Raw genomic sequence first — 21,369 nt, 5'->3', positions numbered from 1 at the left:
TCACCACCATTTTACGCCCGCGTTTTTGAATATTCAAATAAATATATATTTTAAGTTATTGTTAATTTAAAAATAAAACAAGTGGACCTTAATTAAGTATCGCAATTCATAATTGTCAATTTGAGAAATAGCAACCTTGCTTAGTCAATTTTTTATACACTTTTTTTAATCCCAGACACATACACAAATGCATTTCAAAGAAGCAAAATACTGACGGTTCTTTTTCAGCGTTTAATACTTAGTTTAATGCCTCATCTATGTTTTCTATAACATCAAAATAATTGCATTAAAAAAGGAGCAAGATAGAATTCATTATGAATTCATAGTCCAGCCCCGGCATGATTTAAATATGTATCTCCAATCTTTTTTAGCAACGTCAAAATTCAACTTAACATTGTTATATCTTCTATAACTTTAAATCCTTACTTTCATTTTCAGCGTGTTTTTTCTTACGATCTTCTTGAGCACTTACCCATTGCCCTAATAAAAAAAGCTCTGCAATAATTGTTAAAAGGATGGTCCCAATTAATTTCAATCCTAAAATCCCTGTAATATGCATATAAACAATTACTGCCAAGGTAATAATTGGAATAATTAATCCAAATCGTTTTTTCCCTGTACGTGATAATAAATATTGTGTAGCAATAACAGCAGAAGCTAATAGCACAGGTGTTATTATTTTTAATATTTCCATAAATGTTCCCAACATCATCAACCTTTCTCTTTCTTGTTATTCAACCCCAAAAACATTTTCGCATCATTTAAACTCAACTTTTCTTCAACTTCTAAGCTATAAACATTCTTTACTAAAGGATTTTCAATTGTATCATCAGCGCATTTAACTCGCTAGCTCATATGGGTTAAGTAGCTGCTTAACAGTAGGATAATAAACATCATAGTATTTAAATAATGCATTTAATGACGCAAACAACAGTACCAATTTTTTAATCAATTTAAAATCTGTTTAATCTTATTTAACTATCCAACTTACACTATGACTGTAATTCATACTTATTCCTTCTAATGTGCAATATATCACAATTTTGATGTTATTAAGCTTAAATTTTTCTTAATTGATGTTTAAACTTTGCTTATGTCTTTTCGATATAATCATAAGAAATATGCCTTTCACAAATTAAAATAAGGTGCATCCCCAAAACAGTCAGATCATTGTCCAACTTTTGAGATGCACCTTAGAAAAATGATGGTTTCAACTATGACATAAGTGCTGCTTTAATTTTAGTTAATCCTTGTTGTAACACTGTTCTTGGCACAGCTAAATTAATTCTGATATGACCATCTGCATTATGTACAAACTGTTCTTGACCTTCGATTATCACGCCTGCCCGCTTAATAAAATACTTCGCCATAGGTTCAGAAATATGCTGCTGCGTGATATAATCACTCAAATCTACCCAAGCCAAATATGTTGCTTCTGGGATTTTAAATTTCGCATTTGGAAGCTCTTGTTGTAAAAATTGTTTTAACCATTCAAAGTTGCCATCTAAATAAGTATTCATAGCTTGTAGCCAATCTTCACCTTGTTCATAAGCAGCTTGAGTTGCTGCAATACTCAATGGATTCTCACTACCAAAATGTTGTTGTTTCCATGTATTTAATAGTCCTTTATGCCTAATAATTAGATTTGAAAACATAAGCCCTGCTATGTTAAACGCTTTGCTTTGTGACATGGCTGTAATAACTTTATCATAGTCAGGAAGAACGGTCGCAAATGGTAAATGTTGCATACCTTTTCTCATTATATCGCAGTGAATTTCATCAGAAATTAACCACACATCATGTGCTTTCATAATATTTCCGAAGCGTTCTAATTCCTCACGTGACCATACACGTCCAGATGGATTATGTGGATTGCAGAAAATACATAGCTTAATATTATGTTGTACAATTTGACGTTCTACATCATCAAAATCAATGCGATAATACTCCTCTTCGTTGATAAGTGGTGAGTAGTGTACCTCAACTTGATTCTCATCACATGCCATTTTAAATGGACCATAACTTGGCGTTAAAATAAGCGCATGATCATCATTGTTACAAATATAACTTACTAACTCTATCAACCCGGCAACGATTCCATGAGAAAAGACCAATTGCTCTTGCGGAAAGTGATAGCCGTAACGTGATTGCGTCCATTTAACAAATGCGTTGTAATAATCCACATGGAATACTTGTGTGTAGCCTAAAATTTTTTGATCTAAACGACGACGAATGGCATTCAGTACCACGTCAGGTGTCGCAAAATCCATGTCCGCTATCCATAAGCGAATTAAGTCATCAGCATGTTGTAAATCTGACACATCTGCATTACCAAATAAATATGGCAGATAGCCTTCAACATTCATCGCATTGGTTGAACGTCTATCAATGATTTCATCAAAATTATATGTCATATCAGTACCTCCGCTAAGTCTTTATACCGATTATAGCCTATTATTTTCTTTTATTCATTTACAATCCATAACAAGTGAAAAGACAGTGTGGAACATAAATAGAACGGATTAAAATTGCAACGCCAAAATCTTTTTATCAAGTATAGTTTCCACAATATCATTTGAACGCATAAAAACCGAAGTTTTATTAGTAGCAGATGTTGCATCATGTTACCGTGCTTATTTCTTAAAAAACTTCGCCGTAAAACGACACATGAATACGTAATATATATAACGAGACCCCCGAGAATACAGTGTTCGACAAAGACCGGCCCCCAACAAAGAGAATTTCGAAAAGAAATTCGCCAAACAAAGCAAGTTGGGATGGAGAGATAGCGCTCTATGCATACGAGTCAATCATACGACGTATTATGAATAAAGAAGCCAGTAAATGAGTTTTTGTAAACTCATTTACTGGCTAAATTTCTAGTGTTTATATCACAATCTGTTCAACTATTATAAATAATTTAAATTTAAGCCAATCCATCCACGATATACATTACGCCTATGATGGTAAAACTTATGCCAATCATCATCGATACAATGACCATTCCCATCATTGGATTAAACAGCAGAATAATACCAAATAGCAAACCAAGCATATTGATCAAAATTGATAGTCCTTTAAATCGCCCTTGTCCTGACAATGTCATTAAACCAATGACTGAGCTAATCACAAACCAAACGGCAAACATGTAGATAAAGAAGGCTGAGCCTACACCAATATTGAACATGACTAGTAGACCAAATATAATGTCAATTACCGCCATAAACGTTGTTAAAGTGCCACTACCAGTCATCGCCTTGGCTGCTCTTCTGAAAAAGAGCCCTAATATACCATTAATCACAATAAATACACCAATTAGCCACGTTAAGGCATAAAAATTTTTAACCGGATGACTAAAAATAATAATAGCAGTAATCAATAATAGGGTTCCCATAATGAGACTTGACCATTTTAATTTGTCATTTTGTTTACGCATCATTCGCACTCCTTGCATTTCCGTTGTTTATGTTAAGACCAATCCAATAAGCAAGCCACATATAAAACAACTTATTATTTATCTACTAAATACCCCTATAACACAACTATAATCATGACATATCCACTAGTTAAACAATTAAAATACATTAAGAATTACTTATTATGATTATTAAAAATAATAGCATAATATTATTATGACATTTTAATGACATCAATCATTTATTATTGTATGCATGCTATGATAATAATTGAACGTTGACAAAGTTTCGAGGCAATTTAAAAAGGAGGGCTGTCTATTGAACAAACGGCAAATTAAGGCAATGGGAACCCTCATACAACTATCTATCAATCACGATGATGCAGAATACTTATTCGATCTCGCTGAAGCCAAAATTAGAGCTTGGGAACAACGTTTTAGCGCGAACAATACCCAATCAGAGTTGATGGCAATCAATCAACAAGCCGGTATTCGTCCAGTTCAGGTACATCCTGAATTGTTTCATCTTATTAAAAAAGCACATCAAGCATCAATGTCATCCAATCTAAAATTAAATATTTTAATTGGTCCCCTCGTCAAGTTATGGCGAATTGGCTTTGAAGATGCTCAATTACCCACAAACACAGAAATTCAACAACGACTAAGACGCATTCAACCACATCACTTATACTTAAACGATGCCAAACATGAGATTTTTTTAGCACAGCGTGGTATGGAAATCGATTTAGGTGCAATTGCAAAAGGTTATTTTGCCGACGAATTACAAGCATTTTTTCTTCAAAATGGTGTAACTTCAGGCATTATCAATCTTGGGGGTAATGTCATTACAATTGGCAGTCCTGCTACACACAAAACTTGGCATGTAGGTATTAGAGACCCATTTCATCACGATGGATTACCATTATTAACCGTAGAGATACAGCAACAATCGGTCGTGACATCTGGTATTTATGAGCGCTATTTCTATCAAGATGGTCAACTGTATCATCATATTTTGGATAGTACTACTGGCTACCCAGTGAACAATGATATTGCAAGTGTTACGATTATTTCTAACCATTCTATAGATGGCGAAATTTGGTCAACGCTATGTAGCTTCGGCTACGCGCAACAGAATATTGATTTGTTAAACCAAATCGACAGAGTTGAAGGAGTGATTATACGCAAAAATCATGACATCTTGTTTACACATCAATTAAGAACAAAGTTGCATTTATAATCTTTGCTCATAAGAGCATATATTTTTTACATCATATTGTGAATGTTTTCACAATACACACTCAGGAGGATGTTATTATGGATAAACACATTACTGATCAGCTGACACTACATTGTGGTGCAACATTAAAGAATCGTGTTTTAATGGCACCAATGACGATTCAAGCTGGCTATTTTGATGGTAGCGTCACTAGAGAGATGATTGACTACTACCAATTTAGAGCTGGGAGTGCATCAGCAATAATTGTCGAAAGTTGCTTCGTTGAAGACCACGGTAGAGGCTTTCCTGGCGCTATAGGTATCGATACGGATGAAAAGATTCCTGGTTTAACACGCTTAGCCGATGCCATTAAATCAAAAGGTTCGAAAGCAATTTTACAACTATATCATGCTGGTCGTATGGCTAATCCAAAATTAAATGCTGGTGAAACACCTATTTCTGCTAGTCCAGTAGCTGCTTTAAGACCTGACGCTTCAGTACCACGAGAAATGACCCACAATCAAATTTTAAACATGATTGAACGCTTTGGAGAAGCAACGAGACGTGCCATTGAAGCAGGTTTTGATGGTGTTGAAATTCATGGTGCTAACACGTACCTTCTACAACAATTTTTCTCTCCACACTCTAACCGCCGACAAGATGACTGGGGCGGATCACGAGAAAAACGAACAAACTTCCCCGTTGAAGTATTGAAAAAAGTACAACAAGTTGCCTCAGAACATCATGCGCAAAATTTTATTATTGGTTACCGCTTCTCCCCTGAAGAAATAGAAGAACCTGGTATTCGCTTTGAAGATACGATGTTCTTACTTAACACCTTGGCACAGTACCATCCAGATTACTTCCATATTTCTGCTAATAGCTATAAACGAACTTCTATCGTTAACCAAGATGATACTGAACCGCTAATTAATAAATATTTATCCCTTCAAAATGAAACATTGGCAGAGATTCCAATCATGGGTGTTGGAAGCATTGCACAACGTGCAGATGCAGAAGAAGCCTTGACTCTAGGCTATGATTTAATGAGTGTTGGTAAAGCTTATTTAGTCGAGCCAAATTGGTTAGAAAAAATATTAAATGACGAAACTGTAGAAGATTTCGCAGATATACACGATCAACAAACGCTACACATTCCTTCACCTTTATGGAAAGTCATGGACTTTATGATTCTTGATAAGGCCGAAGAACATAGAAAATATGAAAAATTAAAAGCATTACAAAATAAAAAAGTAGCGTTTAAAGCAGGAGTTTACAACGTTTATGCAAAAGGACATAATGGTAATTTGCCAATGCAAGTAGAACTGTCTAAAGATAAAATTATAAGCGTTCATGTGGATGACAGCGGCGAGTCTGAAGGAATTGCTAATCCTGTCTTTGAACGTTTACCTCGCGATATTATCGACGGACAAACATTAAATGTTGATGTCATTTCAGGTGCTACCGTAACCAGCCAAGGTATTATTGATGGTATAGCCGATGCCATCACTCAAGCTGGTGAAGATCCAGATATTTTACGAGCTAGACCAAAACCTGTTGTGCAATGGTCAAATGAAACAATAGAAGAAACGACAGATATTGTTGTAATTGGCACGGGTGGTGCTGGATTAAGTGCAGCTGCTACAGCTTTGGATAATAACAAAGAGGTTATTATGTTGGAAAAATTCCCTGCTATTGGTGGTAATACAATTCGAACTGGTGGCCAAGTCAACGCACCAGAACCACAATGGCAAAATCGCTTCCCTGCACTCGCTGGTGAAAGAGATACATTACGTGAACTCTTATCATTAGACGAAGCAAACATTGCTGAGGACTACCTAGAAGATTTCCACAAAGTGAAAGATCAAATCAAAGACTATTTGAACGCTACAGAAGAAGAGAAACCTTATCTCTTTGATTCAATCGAATTACATCGTATACAAACTTATCTTGGTGGTAAGCGCACAGATAAATACGGAGAAGAGATTTCTGGACAATATGATTTAGTTAAAACATTAACAGACAATGTATTAACATCTGTTAAATGGTTGACAGACAAAGGTGTTCATTTTGACCGTTCTTTCGTTGATATGCCTGTAGGTGCGTTATGGCGTCGTGGCCATAAACCTATGAAAGCACAAGGTTTAGAATATATAGAGACGTTAAGTAACTATGTTAAAACAAACGGCGGACGTATTTTTACAGAAACGACAGCTGAAAAACTGATTGTTGAAGACCATAAAGTGGTTGGTGTTGAAGCACGTAAAGCAAATGGTGCCAAAGTGCATATTCGCGCACGTTACGGTGTCATTCTTGCTACAGGTGGTTTTGGTGCTAATACGAAAATGCTCCAACAATACAATACGTATTGGGATAACATACCTGATGATATTAAAACTACTAATTCCCCTGCCATTACTGGTGACGGTATTCGCTTAGGTGCTCAAGCAGGTGCGCAACTTGTAGGCATGGGCTTCACACAAATGATGCCTATTTCCGATCCGAAAACAGGTGCACTCTTTACTGGCTTAATCGTGACACCATCAAACTTTATCTTCGTCAATAAAGATGGTAAACGTTTTGTCAATGAGTTTGAAAGTCGTGACGTCTTATCCAAAGCTGCTTTAGAACAACCTGACGGCTTATTCTACATTATTGCAGATGCGAATATTAAAGAACTCGCAATGAATACATCTGAAGATAAGATTAATCATGAGCTTGAAGACGGCACACTCGTTAAAGCTGATACATTAGTGGCACTAGCTGAAAAATTAAATATAAATCCTGACACATTTATCAATACAATAGAGCGCTATAACGCTGCTGTCGACAAAGGACATGATGATGATTTTGGTAAAAATGCCTTTGATCTTAAAATTGAAAAAGCACCATTCTATGCAACACCACGAAAACCTGCCGTGCATCATACCATGGGTGGTTTAAGTATTAACACAGGTGCTCAAGTACTCGATATTAATGGCCAAGTCATTCAAGGTTTATATGCTTCTGGTGAAGTTGCAGGAGGTATACATGCTGGTAACCGATTAGGTGGTAATGCACTAGCTGATATCTTTACATTTGGTCGTATTGCAGCTCAAACCGCATCAGAGCATCAAGTTATTAAGGAATAGGTCGTGATGAGTATGTCAAATTCATATCAAAAAGGTAAACAACTTATTATTGGAATTATATTAGGTATTTTAACGTATTGGCTTTTTGCACAATCATTATTGAATATTGCACCTCATGTGCAACATGACTATAAAATAGACATGAGTGTAGTTAATATAGCAGTGAGCTTAACCTCATTACTTACAGGCGTCTTTATCGTTGTAGCAGGCGGATTATCTGATAAATTAGGACGTGTCAAAATGACCAACATCGGATTAATCCTTAGCATTATTGGTTCTTTAGCACTCATTATCTCAAACATGCCTATCTTATTATTAACAGGACGTGTCTTACAAGGATTGTCAGCAGCTTGTTTATTGCCTTCTACAATTGCTTTAATTAATCAATTTTTTACTGGTGAAGAACGGCAAAAAGCTTTAAGTTTCTGGTCATTTGGCTCTTATGGTGGTACAGGTTTAGCGTCATTATTCGCTGGTACTATTGCAACTTATGTAGGTTGGCGTTGGATTTTTATCCTATCTATCATCTTTGCGTTTATCGCAATTATCTTATTGCGTGGTACACCTGAATCCAAAGATCGTTCTAGCGATGGTAAACGCTTTGATGTCATCGGTATCATTGTCTTTGTAATCATGATGGTCAGTGTCAATGTAGTGATTACGCAAGGATCAAAAATTGGCTGGTTAAGCCCAATCATTTTAACCTTGATGATTATATTTGTACTCACGTTATTTATCTTTTATTTTTACGAACAACGACAACGGCATCCCTTTATCGACTTTAGTTTATTTTCAAACAAGGTCTATATTGGAACAACAATTGCCAATTTATTAGTAAATACCGTGATTGGTTCACTTGCTTTATTCAATATTTTTGCGCAAGCGGGCTTAGGTTTAACCGGAGCACAAGCTGGACTGATTACTATCCCTTATATGCTAGGCAGTCTATTAATGATACGTATTGGTGAGCGTTTTATGCAAAAAAAAGGCCCACAAATCCCATTGATGGCTGGTCCAATATCAATTAGTGTAGGTATTTTGTTGCTTGCCTTAAACTTCTTACCACATATCCTGTATTACATCATTGCTCTTATTGGTTTCTCTTTTATAGGACTGGGATTGGGCTTCTTCGCCACACCAGCGCTATCAACTGCAGTATCTAATGCACCTGAATCTAAGGTCGGTATGGCTTCAGGTATCATTAAAATGACCTCTACATTAGGTGCCGCATTCGGTATCGCTGTAGTAACAACTGTTTATTCAACTTTAGAGATAAACCACACACCTCATATGGCAGCAACTATCGCCCTTATTGTCGGTGCATGTATGGTCATTTCAGCCTTTATAGTAGCTTTCTTAGTTATACCTAAACAACACGTCAAAGCCTAACTTTTCACAGTCTAGGACGTCAATACCTCTGACAAGTTAGGGCGGGGCCCCAACAAAGAGAATTTCAAAAAGAAATTCACCAAGCAAAGCAAGTTGGGGCGGGGCCCCAACAAAGAGAATTTCTAAAAAGAAATTCATCAAGCAAAGCAAGTTGGGGATACACAATATTAAGTGTTATATATAAAAGAAGCACAGAGATGGTTTGATATAAATCATCTTTGTGCTATTATTTTAGAATCTTTTTCTTAGCCTGTTTTATACGATGTGACTTTTACTATTATATAATAATCCAGCGTTTTAGATGATTGAAAAAGCTTGGTATCCAGCGTATTTTCAACCCAGTCAACTAGTGACAATATATAGTTTATAGCCTAAAACATAATGATGTCCCAGACTTTCTTTTTAATAATTAAAGTTATCACTGTATCTTTATAACGAATCGATATCTTTTTTCGTCGATGATTGATACAAGCGTGTAACACCTGTTTTCTCTAGTGATAGGACAATATAATAGCCAAATAATCCTGATAAAATGGTTCCACTTAAAATGCGAATCGCATAAAGTAATATCACATTCCACCACGGCATATTGCCTAAATAATTAAAGAACCAATCGACAGGAACGGTAAAAATTCCTGCAGTTGCCCCTGCCAACATGGCAACAGATGCTTTCGTTGACTTATATTTAAAAATTAAGAAAATCAATTCACATGCAAGACCTTGTGCAAGACTGTGCATGATGATTGACATGTTTAACTCGCCAGATAATATTGTTTCTCCTGCGCCAGCTGCAAGTTCTGCTAAAATGGCAACACCCGGTTTACGAATGATAAGAAAAGCAACAATCGCCGCGATAAACCATAAACCATATGCAATTTGGTCTAAATGCAATCCTAGTGGTTTTAATGCGGCAACGGTTAAGCCTACCATTTTATAAATAATTCCAAAAATAAAACTAATTAATACGGTGACTAAAATATCTGCTAACGTCAATCTTTTCATTCTTACTCTACTCCTTCGATAACATTGAGCAGAAAAGTACAAAAAAAGAGAGAGACAACAATCTAGTTTCAGAACTTTTGGTTCCGAAAGCATAAGCTGTTCCTGTCTCAACCTCGTAAAAAAAGTATATATATCCCGCATCCTATATACTTCCCTACGCTAGTATTAACTAGGTCAGGTTCAAAGGGTTTGGATGACACCATCTCAGTTCGAAAACACCCCTAGTACTTATATCTGCATTACTTAAAATATAGTTCATTTAAAATACAATGTCAAAATTATTTTTGCATACACGATCTATCTTCAATATAATAAAAGTATTCCAATATTATACATCACTATGGGTGCATCTTGCTGAGAGAAGTAACTTACTTCAACCATTGAACCTGATATGGCTAATACCAACGTAGGAAAGTGATTAGATTTAATTACCGCTGAGCAGGATGTACCATTATATGATGGTGTATCCTGCTTTTTATTTATGCTTAGGAGGCTGTCCCAATGGATATTACACAAATAAAACAACAGATGACTAACTTTATTACTGACGGTAAATCAGAAGATTTTCCACAAATGGCGCTCACGCTTTTTAACTTTCAATTTAATCATAATTTAGACTATCAAAAATTTTGTATCGCCCAAGGCAAGACACCTCAAACTGTGCGTCAATGGCAAGATATTCCTGCCGTACCTATAGACGCCTTTAAACAAGCGACCTTTAGTGCGATTCCTCCAGAAGATGCAGCATATGTCTTTATGACAAGCGGTACGACACGCGGAATCAAAGGAAAAAATTATCATCTAGATTTAGATGTTTATGATTTAGCTATGACGAAATTTTTTAAGCAAAAGGTCATGCCTCAGATAGAACGTATTGATATGGGTATCTTATTCCCTAGCCCTAATGATATGCCCCATTCATCTTTAGCGCATTACTTAGAGGTTGTTAAACAACAATTTGGAACCTCACTTAGTGACACATTTATTAATCAACAGGGCATTCAATTTGAGTCAGTGGTGCAATCTTTACGTCATGCCGAAGCACAAGGAACACCTTATGCATTATTAGGCGCAAGTTATAGTTTGGTTCATTTCTTGGATTATTTAGCTGACCACGGCCTTTATTTTAAACTACCTAAAGATAGCTTTATCTTTGATACTGGAGGCTATAAAAATCAATCTCGCGATGTACCTCAATCAGAATTTTATAGCACATTAGAAAAACGATTTGGTGTGCCAAAAGATAAATGTATCAATATGTATGGTGTCACAGAATTAAGTACGCAATTTTATGATGATGGCAATGCGGTGTCACCTTCAATCAAGCACGGACCTCATTGGTGTCGTAGTAGAATTGTTAATCCGCTCACATTAGAACCTGTTCCAAATGGAGAAAAAGGTGTCTTAATTCATTATGACTTAGCTAATTATAATTCTGTTGCTGCAATTATGATGGAAGATATTGGTGAAGCACGAAATGATGGCTTTATCTTACATGGACGCACTGAAGGCGCTTTAGCTAAAGGTTGCTCCCTAGCTGTTGAGTCATTTTTAAACACGATGAAATAAAGGAGGATTAACGTGACCATACAACTTGGCTATGTCCCTTTTCTAAAGGCTGAAGACATTCATTATCAAACAATTCAAGTGGGCAACTATACCGTGAAAGTTCCAGACTTAACACAATCTCAATTAACTAACGTGTGTCATCAAATTAAATCGGCCAGATATCATTTACAAGCATATACGATTAATGACATCATTGACGTAATTGATCACGCCATCCAGATATTATTAGACCGCACATCTAAATGGCGTCAATTAGCTGAAGAAATTTTACCGCAATCAACGGGTTATCCTTTTGACAAAATAAAGGTTGGGCTAACGCGTTATTTAATGACTTTCCGGAAGCATCAACTACATCGTTTTATCGCGGAAGACTTACCTAACCCACAAATACTTAATCAGTTTATTCCAAATCATAAAGGGGGTTATACTAAGGCCGTTAGTCCTGCACTCATCACCCATTTATGGTCTGGCAATATACCAGGACTACCATTATGGAGCTTTATTAGTAGCTTATTAGTGAAATCTGGTAGCATTTGTAAATTACCGCATGCTGAACCCTTTTTAGCTAGTTGGTTCGCAGAAATTATTGCGGAAATCGATCCTGTTATTGCTCAATGCTTTGCCGTCATTTATTGGCCTGGTGGCGAGATACAATTAGAAAGTATTGCCATTGAACAATCAGACGTTATTTTAGGTTACGGCAATAATGATGTTCTGTCTGCCATTGCTCAACGAATTCCCGTGACTAAACGTTTCTTAGCTTATGGCGAAAAGGTCAGCTTAGCCTTAATAGGCAATGAAACATTATCTCCTAATAAAGTAGAGCAAGTAACTCGAAATATTGCCCGGGAAATTGCTAACTATGATCAGCAAGGCTGTTATTCACCACAAATGATTTTTATACAACAGGGTGGCAACTATCATCCTCTACAAGTTGCTCAAATGATTGCACATCAGCTACAACAAATTGAACAACTTTTCCCTGTTCAATCATTCAATTTACAAGATAGTATGACCAGATCACATTGGTTACAACAAGCAGAGACGCAAGCTTTACTTACTGATGATATACATGTTTTTAAAGGTGCTCATGCGTCATGGATTGTCACCTTCCATAAACAATTAACCTTTTTACCAAGTCCATTAAATCGATTTGTTAGAATTATGCCATTTACCAACATTACACAGCTAACACAGCTGCTCACACCTTATCGTTCATATTTACAAACGGTTGGCATTGCAGCTGCGACTGAAAAAATGTTTCAGTGGTCTGAAGCACTGGCTCAAGTAGGTGTCTGTCGTTTTTCAAGTCTTGAAACAATGACTTTACCGGAAGCTGGTTGGCATCATGATGGTGGCTTTAACTTACGCGATTTACTAAGCTTTGTCGATATTGAACAACCATTATTATCCAGCAGTGAACATTTTGTCGATTATGAAATTTAATTTTCAAAGAAGGAGGAATGATGATGACTACGTTACAAGACCAAGTCATACTCATCACTGGTGCAAGTAGAGGTATTGGCAGTGCCATCGCAGAAGCATGTGCTCAATCCGGTGCACACGTTATTATCAACTATAAATCCAATACACAAGCGGCACAAAAAACTGTGTCACGATGTCAAGCACATGGCGGTATTGCTGAAGCGATACAAGCAGATATCAATCAACGTCAACAAGTAGATGAGATGATGCATTATATACAGAATAATTATGGCAAACTCTCATGCGTTGTAAACAATGCCTTTCGTCCATTCGAATTTAATGCTGAAACCCGTCAAGTCGCAGATGAGATGAATTGGCAAGATTACGCGACACAATTTGAGGGCGCACTGCTGTATACGCATAATGTGATACAAGCAGCCTTACCTTATTTAAAGCAACAACAAGCAGCTTCAATTATTAATATGACAACAAATTTAATTAAACGGCCTATCGTCCCTTACCATTCTTATAATGTAGCTAAAAGTGCACTAGAAGCCTACACCAAAAATTTAGCAATAGATTTAGGTAAGTATGGTATTCGCGTAAACTGTGTTGCTCCTGGCCTTGTCTATCCAACAAATAATACACTAGCTACGAAAGAACAGCTTAAACAACAATTGATACAGCAAACACCTTTAGGTCGCTATACCGTCCCAGATGATATTGCTGGCCCTGTAATGTTTTTAGCAAGTGATTGGAGCCGTTTTATGACAGGACAAGTTCTATATGTTGATGGTGGACTCACAATATAGAATGACATTATGAGAGAATGAATCTGGAACATCATGCAGTAGTTGACTGGATTGAAAATACGTTGATACCAAGCTTGTTTCAATCCTAGTCAACCTTGCCGGGGAGCGGGACAGAATGCATAATAAATTCTGCCCCGCTCCCATTCGAAATCATATTATATATATCATATTTAACTATGAAAAAGCATATTTTGAACTATGTTCCCTATGATTGTTCTAATAATTCTTCAACTTCATTTTTAATTGTCGTAACGTGAGGACCGTATACAATCTGAGCGCCGTTACCTCTAACAATTACACCTTTGGCATCGGTCTTTAACAGTGTGGATTTATCAAGTAAGTCACCATCTTTAAGTGTTACACGCAACCGCGTTGCACAGCAATCTACGATCTCAATATTTTCTTTACCGCCTAACCCTTGGACAATTGTTTCAGCTCGCTCTGTTGCAGCTACTGTGTGTTGTGCTTCTTTATCTTCTCGACCAGGTGTCTTAAAGTTAAAAACAGTAATCAATGTTCTGAAAATCACATAATATAAGACAAACCACACAATACCAATAGGTATGACCCACAGATAATTTGTCTTATCATTACCTTGTAAAACACCAAATAAAATATAATCGATAAACCCACCACTAAATGTTTGTCCTACCGTGATATTAAAAATATCTGCCATCATAAAGGCCAAGCCATCTAAAAATGCATGAATTAAATACAATACTGGCGCAACAAATAAGAAACTAAATTCTAACGGCTCGGTAATCCCTGTCAAAAATGATGTTAATGCTGCAGACAACATCAATCCACCAACAACCTTTTTATGTTGTGGTTTAGCCGTATGATAAATGGCCAATGCCGCGCCACATAACCCAAACATCATCGTAATAAAACGGCCAGACATATAGCGTGAAATACCTGAGAAATAATGTGTGACATGTGGATCTCCTAGCTGTGCTAAAAAGATATTCTGCGTACCACGTACCATATGGCCTCCAACTTCTAATGAACCTCCAAGACCTGTTTGCCAGAATGGTAAATAAAAAATATGATGCAACCCAAATGGACCAAGTAATCTTAAAATAAAACCAAAGAAGAATGTACCAATAACGCCTGTTTTTTCAACTAAACCGCCCGCATTAAAAATCCCACTTTGCACTGTAGGCCAAATATAAAACAAGATAACGCCAAGAAAAATAGCACTTATCGCTGTGACAATAGGTACAAAACGAGAACCACTAAAGAAACCAAGATAAGCAGGTAACGTAATTTTATTATATTTATTATGCAAATAAGCCGTCAAAATACCTGTAACAATCCCACCAAAAACACCTGTTTCTATCGTTTGAATCCCTAACACCATACTTTGTCCATGCTTTGCAAGCTCCGTTGTCTTAGCTAAACCATCAGTTATGACTAGCATCCCATTCATGGTGGCATTCATGATTAAAAAGCCAATCAATGCAGCTAGTCCAGCCGTCCCTTTATCACTACGTGCTAGGCCTATAGCAACACCAATCGCAAAAATAACTGGTAAATTTTGAAAGACAATGTTTCCTGCACTAGACATTAATGTAAAAATATTCTGTAGTATGGCTACATCTAATACTGGATAAGTTTTGACTGTGTTTGGATTACTAAGTGCACCTCCTATGCCAAGTAATAATCCAACAGCAGGTAAAATAGCAATAGGCAACATAAACGATTTCCCAAATTGTTGTGCTTTCTCAAAAACTTTGTTCACTGTTTACACTCCTCCCAATAAGCAAGAACCACATTGTATGTATAGGGGTTCGTTTTCACATATACTATAATGTCGCAGAAAATTATTATCAATCTTTTTTAGTATTTTGAAAAAACTTTTCAAAATAGCACTTGAACAACTAATTTTATATCAGTCTAAATAAACAACAAATTATTTCATATAATTTATACTTCAATATTTATATATAATAAAACTACTACGCCATACATAAGAAAGGTCACTAACCATGGAAGAAGTATTGACAAACGATAGCTTTTCAAATTTAACATATACAAAACTTAAACGATTTAATAAAGATTATTGGAAATTTGTCTTAATCATGTTTCCAACCATACCAATATCTGCTATATTGCCTTATTTAGGAAATATATATTTAAAAAATAATAAAGATAATATATTTGTCCATGGAACCATATTTCCAGATAATTGGACGATTATAGCTGGTTTAATCTTTGCTTTACTATTTTTTTATCTCATTGTGCTTTCACCGCTTCTCTCATTTAAAAATGACGTGCAAACTGAAATTGATATTGTAAATAGCGTATTTATAAACAATCAGGGTGAACTTCACTCATTTATTCACTTAATTAAGTGTGATCATTTTGAAACTGAGTATTACGAACATTTAATTACATTTATCTCAAGAGAATATACACGCGTAACTAAGCAAGATTTATCTCATGAGCAACAGACACGCTATGACGAAGTACAGCCACATTTATCATTAGATGAAGCGCATCGCTATGTACGAGAATTATATTTAACATTGGAAAAACGTTATAACAACATTAACCTACCAGAATAGTCATGCCTTGTATTGTCAAATAGCATTTATGATTTAATTGGTTTAAGATCACCTTTTTGATGGAATAGAGAGAGTGAAAATTAATTAATCATGAGGTGATGGAATGTTTAAGTTAACAAATCAAATTGCACTCGTTACTGGCGGTGCTAATGGTATTGGCAAAGGCATTGCAGCAGCATTAGCCCAAGCAGGTGCTAAAGTGATTATTGGGGATATTGATGACACACGTGGTAAAGAAACGGCACGTGAATTGAACGGAGACTTCATTGAGTTAGATGTCAAACAGCATGACCAAGTTAAAGACGTCGTTGATCAAATTGTTGCTAAATATGAACGCATTGATATTCTGGCATCAAACACAGGTGTATACCCACAAATTGATATCGAATCATTGACTGAAGCAGATTGGGATTATATTCAAAATATTAATCTAAAAGGTATGTTTTTTGTAACACAAGCTGTGTTAAAAGTAATGAAAGCACAGCGTTATGGTCGTGTCATCATTACTTCTTCTGTTACTGGGCCAATTACTGGCTACCCTGGTTGGGCGCACTATGGTGCCTCTAAAGCAGGTCAATTAGGCTTTATGCGCAGTGCGGCACTAGAGTATGCGAAATATGGTATAACTGTAAACGCTGTACAACCAGGAAATGTATTAACTGACGGATTAAAAGCTCAAGGTGAAGCTTATTTAGAAGGCACACGTAAAATTATTCCTACACATGAATTAGGCGAACCTTTAGATATTGGTTATGCGGTAACATTCTTTGCGTCACAAGAAGCAAAATTTATTACTGGCCAAAGCCTAGTTATCGATGGTGGTCAATTGTTACCCGAAGAACCTGATGGTGTACTATAAAAATAGCACTGCTTTAATAAAACGGGGATGATGTTACCCCGTTTTTTTATTTTTAAAAATTGATAAAACATCATAATTGTAACAAGATATAACGATTGTTAACATTGCGTCTATAACTGATTATAAAAGGAGATTTTATGATGAATATCCGAGCGTTTGAGCACTATATGAGCATTGATTCTGAACGCTATTCAGAACCATCGCTAGAAGCATTAAATGATTATGCAACACGCTTTATGTATACGGTGCCTTTTGAAAATATCAACGTTCAAAATGGCATACCTATCTCTGTCGACATCAATGATTTATACCATAAAATTGTCGACAACCATCGCGGAGGTTTTTGTTATGAATTAAACACGTTATTCCAGGCATATTTAAAAGCTAAAGGTTTTGATGCACAGATGATGTCAGCTACCGTTCACACAGCAAACGGGGGACATCGGTTAGAAGGCTCACACGTGTCACTCGTCGTTCCATTACAAGGGACATATTATGTGACCGATGTAGGATTTGGTGATTTACCACTTCATGCGATGCCTATTACTTTAGAACAAGATAGTCAACCTGTACAAGATATATCTGGAACATTTCGTGCCATATTTGAAAATGAAAATAAAACAAGATTTTTTGTCCAAAAATGGGAAAGTGATACTTGGAAAACGAAATACGATGCAATATTAAAAGCATCTTCAATTGATGCATTTAAAGATAAAATTAACTATAATGAGACACATCCCGATTCTATCTTTGTTCAAAACTTACTCATCACACAGCCTAAATCATATGGTCGTGTAACAATGTCCCAACAACATCTTACGGTGACTGAACAAAACAGAAAAGTACAATACGACGTCACACCTCAAAATTATCGTCAGCTGTTACAAGATTATTTTAATCTTAATGTGACGATTGATCGGCTAGAACTATCATAATAGAAATTTCAATTGGGTAACATATGTTATGCTGATTTTATACACAAGTTACCTCATTCGTTTAGCACCGAAAAACTGGCTAAACCAGTTTTTCTAACAAAGTAAGCTACCCACTAAGCAAAAGCGTCAACTATACGAAGTATTGAATATAAAAAGGGAGCGGGACAGAATTCATTATGAATTCTTAGTCCCGCCCCGGCAAGGTTGACTAGGATTGAAAAAAGCTTGGTATTAGCGTATTTTCAATCCAGTCAACTACTGCCAATATAGAACTCAGAGCCTAAAATATAATTATGGCCCAAACTCTATTATTTTAAAATCAGACATTTGTCCTGAATTATATTGATGATTTTTTATAAAAAGAGACAATCTTTCAAATTATCAACGCGATGATTGTTAGTACACCAACAACAAGCGCTATGATTACAGCTTTAACATACTGCTTATCAAACACTTCAGATATAATCCATAATAACATGCTAACAAATACAAAGTACATATTATACTGAGTATTAATGATATGATGGTTTACCGATATTCCAGCTATAAAATTGATGATATCACACAAAACCACAGCACTGATGATGATAACCGCTAATATCAATAATAAACTACTAATGATCGATCTACGTCGCTCACTCAAAATAACACTCCTTTTATGATGTTATTATTTCTTTTATAAATATAATTTCACTTTGTTACTCAATTAATCAGCGAAAATAATAATGATTGCTAACACAATCATTATTATACTTAACACCGCAGCTTGAGTCTGACGCTGTATAATATTAATACTAACTTCAGCAAGCATGCCAATGATAAACAATACATATGCAAAATGATAAAATGGACGACCACCTACAATAAAATGGGCAATGATACTGATTAATAATGTTAAGACAGCTAACCCGACAAAGACAATCATAATGATATGCAGTACAGTTAATAATTTGGGATGTTGTTCTTTATTAAAAATAATATCACCTTTTTTAAGAATGTTTTTAACATCGCTACAATGATTGACCATTATTACATGATTTAATTGTTACTGTTCTGTTTTTACACCAGCACGCTGTCTAAGCTCAATTTCTATTTCTTCTAAGCTACGGCCTCTTGTTTCTGGCAAGAACTTAATAACAAAGATTAAGGCTACAACGCCAATTGCCGCAAAGATTAAGAATACCCATTCAACATCTAATGCTGCATTAATCATTGGGAACAATTGTGCCACGATAAGCGTACCAATATTCAATACTAAGGTTGCAATCCCTGTTGCAGCACCACGTGCACGCGTTGGGAATAATTCTGGTAACATTACCCATAACACTGGTCCCCAAGACGCACCGAAGAATACAATAAAGAGTGATAAGCAAACAATAATAATCCATGCAGATGATTGAATGCCTAACGTCCAAATCAAGATTGCCATAATTACTAAAGAAGCCACCATACCGATATTACCGACAACCAATAATTTTTTACGATCTATTTTATCGACAATAAATAATGCCAGAACTGTTACAAGCACATTTACTACACCAATGCCTACAGAACCTAAGATTGACGCTGATTCTCCAAAGCCAGCTTTTGTTAAAATAGGTGATGCATAGAAGATAACAGCATTAATACCAATAAACTGTTGTAAGATAGCAAACGTACAACCGATGATTAACGTCGGTCTTAACCATTTAGATTTTAATACCGACCAACTACTCTCCGTCTTTTCAGCAAGTTCTTTCATTTCTTTAATCTCACGGTCGATTTCTTCATCACTATATGTAATTTGCATTACGTGACGCGCTGCTTTTTCTGTTTTATTTTCTAATAGCCATCTTGGGCTTTCCGGCATAAAAGCAATACCTATTAATAAAATAATAGATGGTACCACTGCAAGTCCAAGCATCCAGCGCCATGCGCCCATATCTGCAAAGCCATAGCTTACTAAATAAGCTGCCAAAATGCCGATTGTAATCATCAGTTGGTTCAATGAACCCAATGAACCACGTAGTTCTGTTGGTGCTAATTCAGATAAATACACTGGCACTGTTGCCATTGAACCCCCTACAGCTAGGCCTATGACAATTCGTCCAAGAACTAATATCGTAACATTAGGCGCAATTGCTAAAATAAATGCACCTAATGCGAAGATAATCGCAATAAATAGTACTAAACGACGTCGTCCAATCTTATCTGATAGCGGCCCGCTACTACCTGCACCAATAACGGCACCAAACAGCATAGATGACACAACTAAACCACTTTGAAAGCTTGTTAACGGAATATCTTTAGGGATATAGGTTAAAGCACCTGAAATAATCCCATTATCGTAACCATAAAGTAAACCGCCTAGCGCACCTATAATAAAAATTAAATATTTTTTAATATTCATGTAATTATCCACCTTTTTTAAAACTTATGTATATTATAAGCTCTGACTCCATATGATTCAATTTACTTCACTCATCACTAATATCGACTTTCACTATTTTTACAGCGAACTCTATTCATTGAGATAGACGTTTAAAATGAGCCTCCATTTTTCCTATAGCTTCTTGTGCTCCTATTCGTGTAGTCGCAAACTTAAACGTGCCATTTAATGTTACGAGTGTTAACGAAATATCTGGCGCAAATAACGTTGTATCCCCAAAGTATCGTCGTAATCTTACTTTATCAACATGTTTGTAATACCCTGTATATTGTTGGTTACCAATGATGAATTCGTAACGTTCATGTCCATATTGGTACAATGTAACTTCTTTTTCAAAGATTTTATTGTGTAAACCTTTAAATAAACTATATGAAACAACAAGCGCAATACCCCCACTAGCCACAAAGCTATATTGCCCAGTTATTATCGCTGAAAGAAACCCAAAAATGACAATAAAGACGACTAAACCACATATAAACAAAATAACGCCAACTATAAATGGGAAAATGATATTTGACGTATATTTTAATATTTCATTATCAATAATTGTTACTTTAGCATGTGTATTATCTTGATGTATTGCATGGTTAAATTCCATGTATTCACTACCTTTACATA

18 protein-coding genes and 2 riboswitches are annotated in these 21,369 nt (G+C 35.8%); of the genes, 9 read left to right on the top strand and 9 right to left on the bottom strand.

The window, feature by feature from the left end; genetic code table 11:
- Positions 1-406: 406 nt before the first annotated feature.
- The 3 genes from AL499_RS07785 to AL499_RS07775 form a co-directional block, all read right to left on the bottom strand.
- Complete coding sequence (locus tag AL499_RS07785) at positions 407-694, bottom strand: hypothetical protein (RefSeq protein ID WP_225306478.1); 288 nt, start codon at positions 692-694, stop codon at positions 407-409.
- 520 nt (positions 695-1,214) lie between these two features.
- Positions 1,215-2,414 (bottom strand): MalY/PatB family protein, encoded by a 1,200-nt coding sequence (locus tag AL499_RS07780; protein ID WP_002492387.1) that lies wholly within the window; start codon positions 2,412-2,414, stop codon positions 1,215-1,217.
- A gap of 512 nt (positions 2,415-2,926) precedes the next feature.
- Positions 2,927-3,436 (bottom strand): HdeD family acid-resistance protein, encoded by a 510-nt coding sequence (locus AL499_RS07775; RefSeq protein WP_037540717.1) that lies wholly within the window; start codon positions 3,434-3,436, stop codon positions 2,927-2,929.
- 298 nt (positions 3,437-3,734) lie between these two features.
- On the opposite strand from AL499_RS07775, the gene AL499_RS07770 reads away from it, so the two are divergent.
- The 3 genes from AL499_RS07770 to AL499_RS07760 all read left to right on the top strand — a co-directional run bounded on the left by AL499_RS07770 (position 3,735) and on the right by AL499_RS07760 (position 9,154).
- Entirely contained in the window at positions 3,735-4,655 is a 921-nt protein-coding gene (locus tag AL499_RS07770; RefSeq protein ID WP_002492444.1) for an FAD:protein FMN transferase, read from the top strand.
- Positions 4,656-4,732: 77 nt separating this feature from the next.
- Positions 4,733-7,765: an NADH-dependent flavin oxidoreductase gene (locus tag AL499_RS07765; RefSeq protein WP_002492376.1), complete on the top strand. Its 3,033-nt coding sequence runs from the start codon at positions 4,733-4,735 to the stop codon at positions 7,763-7,765.
- A 12-nt stretch (positions 7,766-7,777) separates the two neighbouring features.
- Entirely contained in the window at positions 7,778-9,154 is a 1,377-nt protein-coding gene (locus AL499_RS07760; RefSeq protein ID WP_037540733.1) for an MFS transporter, read from the top strand.
- A gap of 429 nt (positions 9,155-9,583) precedes the next feature.
- Here AL499_RS07760 and AL499_RS07755 read toward each other — a convergent pair whose 3' ends face one another.
- The gene (locus tag AL499_RS07755) at positions 9,584-10,156 is read right to left on the bottom strand and encodes an ECF transporter S component (RefSeq protein ID WP_002492523.1); all 573 of its coding nucleotides are present in this window, start codon (positions 10,154-10,156) and stop codon (positions 9,584-9,586) included.
- Positions 10,157-10,290: 134 nt separating this feature from the next.
- Positions 10,291-10,389, bottom strand: a riboswitch (TPP riboswitch).
- Between the two features lie 97 nt (positions 10,390-10,486).
- A riboswitch (TPP riboswitch) is annotated at positions 10,487-10,586 on the top strand.
- A 71-nt stretch (positions 10,587-10,657) separates the two neighbouring features.
- Here AL499_RS07755 and AL499_RS07750 point away from each other — a divergent pair.
- From AL499_RS07750 to AL499_RS07740, 3 genes are read left to right on the top strand one after another with little or no spacing between them, the layout of a single operon-like run.
- On the top strand, positions 10,658-11,725 hold the full coding sequence (locus AL499_RS07750; RefSeq protein WP_002460757.1) for a LuxE/PaaK family acyltransferase: 1,068 nt from the start codon (positions 10,658-10,660) through the stop codon (positions 11,723-11,725).
- 12 nt (positions 11,726-11,737) lie between these two features.
- Positions 11,738-13,171 (top strand): acyl-CoA reductase, encoded by a 1,434-nt coding sequence (locus tag AL499_RS07745; RefSeq protein ID WP_002492392.1) that lies wholly within the window; start codon positions 11,738-11,740, stop codon positions 13,169-13,171.
- Between the two features lie 20 nt (positions 13,172-13,191).
- Positions 13,192-13,962, top strand: a complete 771-nt coding sequence (locus tag AL499_RS07740) for an SDR family oxidoreductase (RefSeq protein WP_002460759.1) — start codon at positions 13,192-13,194, stop codon at positions 13,960-13,962.
- A 205-nt stretch (positions 13,963-14,167) separates the two neighbouring features.
- Here the strand turns inward: AL499_RS07740 and AL499_RS07735 are convergent, their stop codons facing one another.
- Positions 14,168-15,703, bottom strand: coding sequence for a PTS transporter subunit EIIC (locus AL499_RS07735; protein WP_002492409.1), 1,536 nt, complete (start codon positions 15,701-15,703; stop codon positions 14,168-14,170).
- Between the two features lie 247 nt (positions 15,704-15,950).
- Between AL499_RS07735 and AL499_RS07730 the strand changes: the two genes are divergently transcribed.
- The 3 genes from AL499_RS07730 (at position 15,951) to AL499_RS07720 (ending at position 18,323) form a co-directional block, all read left to right on the top strand.
- The gene (locus AL499_RS07730; protein WP_002492576.1) at positions 15,951-16,529 is read left to right on the top strand and encodes a hypothetical protein; all 579 of its coding nucleotides are present in this window, start codon (positions 15,951-15,953) and stop codon (positions 16,527-16,529) included.
- 103 nt (positions 16,530-16,632) lie between these two features.
- Complete coding sequence (locus AL499_RS07725) at positions 16,633-17,388, top strand: SDR family oxidoreductase (protein WP_002492541.1); 756 nt, start codon at positions 16,633-16,635, stop codon at positions 17,386-17,388.
- Positions 17,389-17,528: 140 nt separating this feature from the next.
- Positions 17,529-18,323, top strand: a complete 795-nt coding sequence (locus AL499_RS07720; protein WP_226952587.1) for an arylamine N-acetyltransferase — start codon at positions 17,529-17,531, stop codon at positions 18,321-18,323.
- Between the two features lie 373 nt (positions 18,324-18,696).
- Here the strand turns inward: AL499_RS07720 and AL499_RS07715 are convergent, their stop codons facing one another.
- From AL499_RS07715 to AL499_RS07700, 4 genes are all read right to left on the bottom strand, one after another.
- Positions 18,697-18,966, bottom strand: a complete 270-nt coding sequence (locus tag AL499_RS07715) for a hypothetical protein (protein WP_002479052.1) — start codon at positions 18,964-18,966, stop codon at positions 18,697-18,699.
- A 63-nt stretch (positions 18,967-19,029) separates the two neighbouring features.
- A complete protein-coding gene (locus AL499_RS07710; RefSeq protein WP_002492383.1) occupies positions 19,030-19,350 on the bottom strand; it encodes a hypothetical protein in 321 nt (106 codons plus the stop codon).
- A gap of 18 nt (positions 19,351-19,368) precedes the next feature.
- Positions 19,369-20,712, bottom strand: coding sequence for a glucose transporter GlcP (gene glcP / locus AL499_RS07705; RefSeq protein WP_002460768.1), 1,344 nt, complete (start codon positions 20,710-20,712; stop codon positions 19,369-19,371).
- 115 nt (positions 20,713-20,827) lie between these two features.
- On the bottom strand, positions 20,828-21,349 hold the full coding sequence (locus AL499_RS07700; protein ID WP_002460769.1) for a hypothetical protein: 522 nt from the start codon (positions 21,347-21,349) through the stop codon (positions 20,828-20,830).
- Positions 21,350-21,369 lie beyond the last annotated feature (20 nt).

The organism is Staphylococcus lugdunensis, assembly GCF_001558775.1.
Classification (GTDB): Bacteria; Bacillota; Bacilli; order Staphylococcales; family Staphylococcaceae; genus Staphylococcus; species Staphylococcus lugdunensis.
This window is presented reverse-complemented; position numbering and strand designations above follow the sequence as displayed.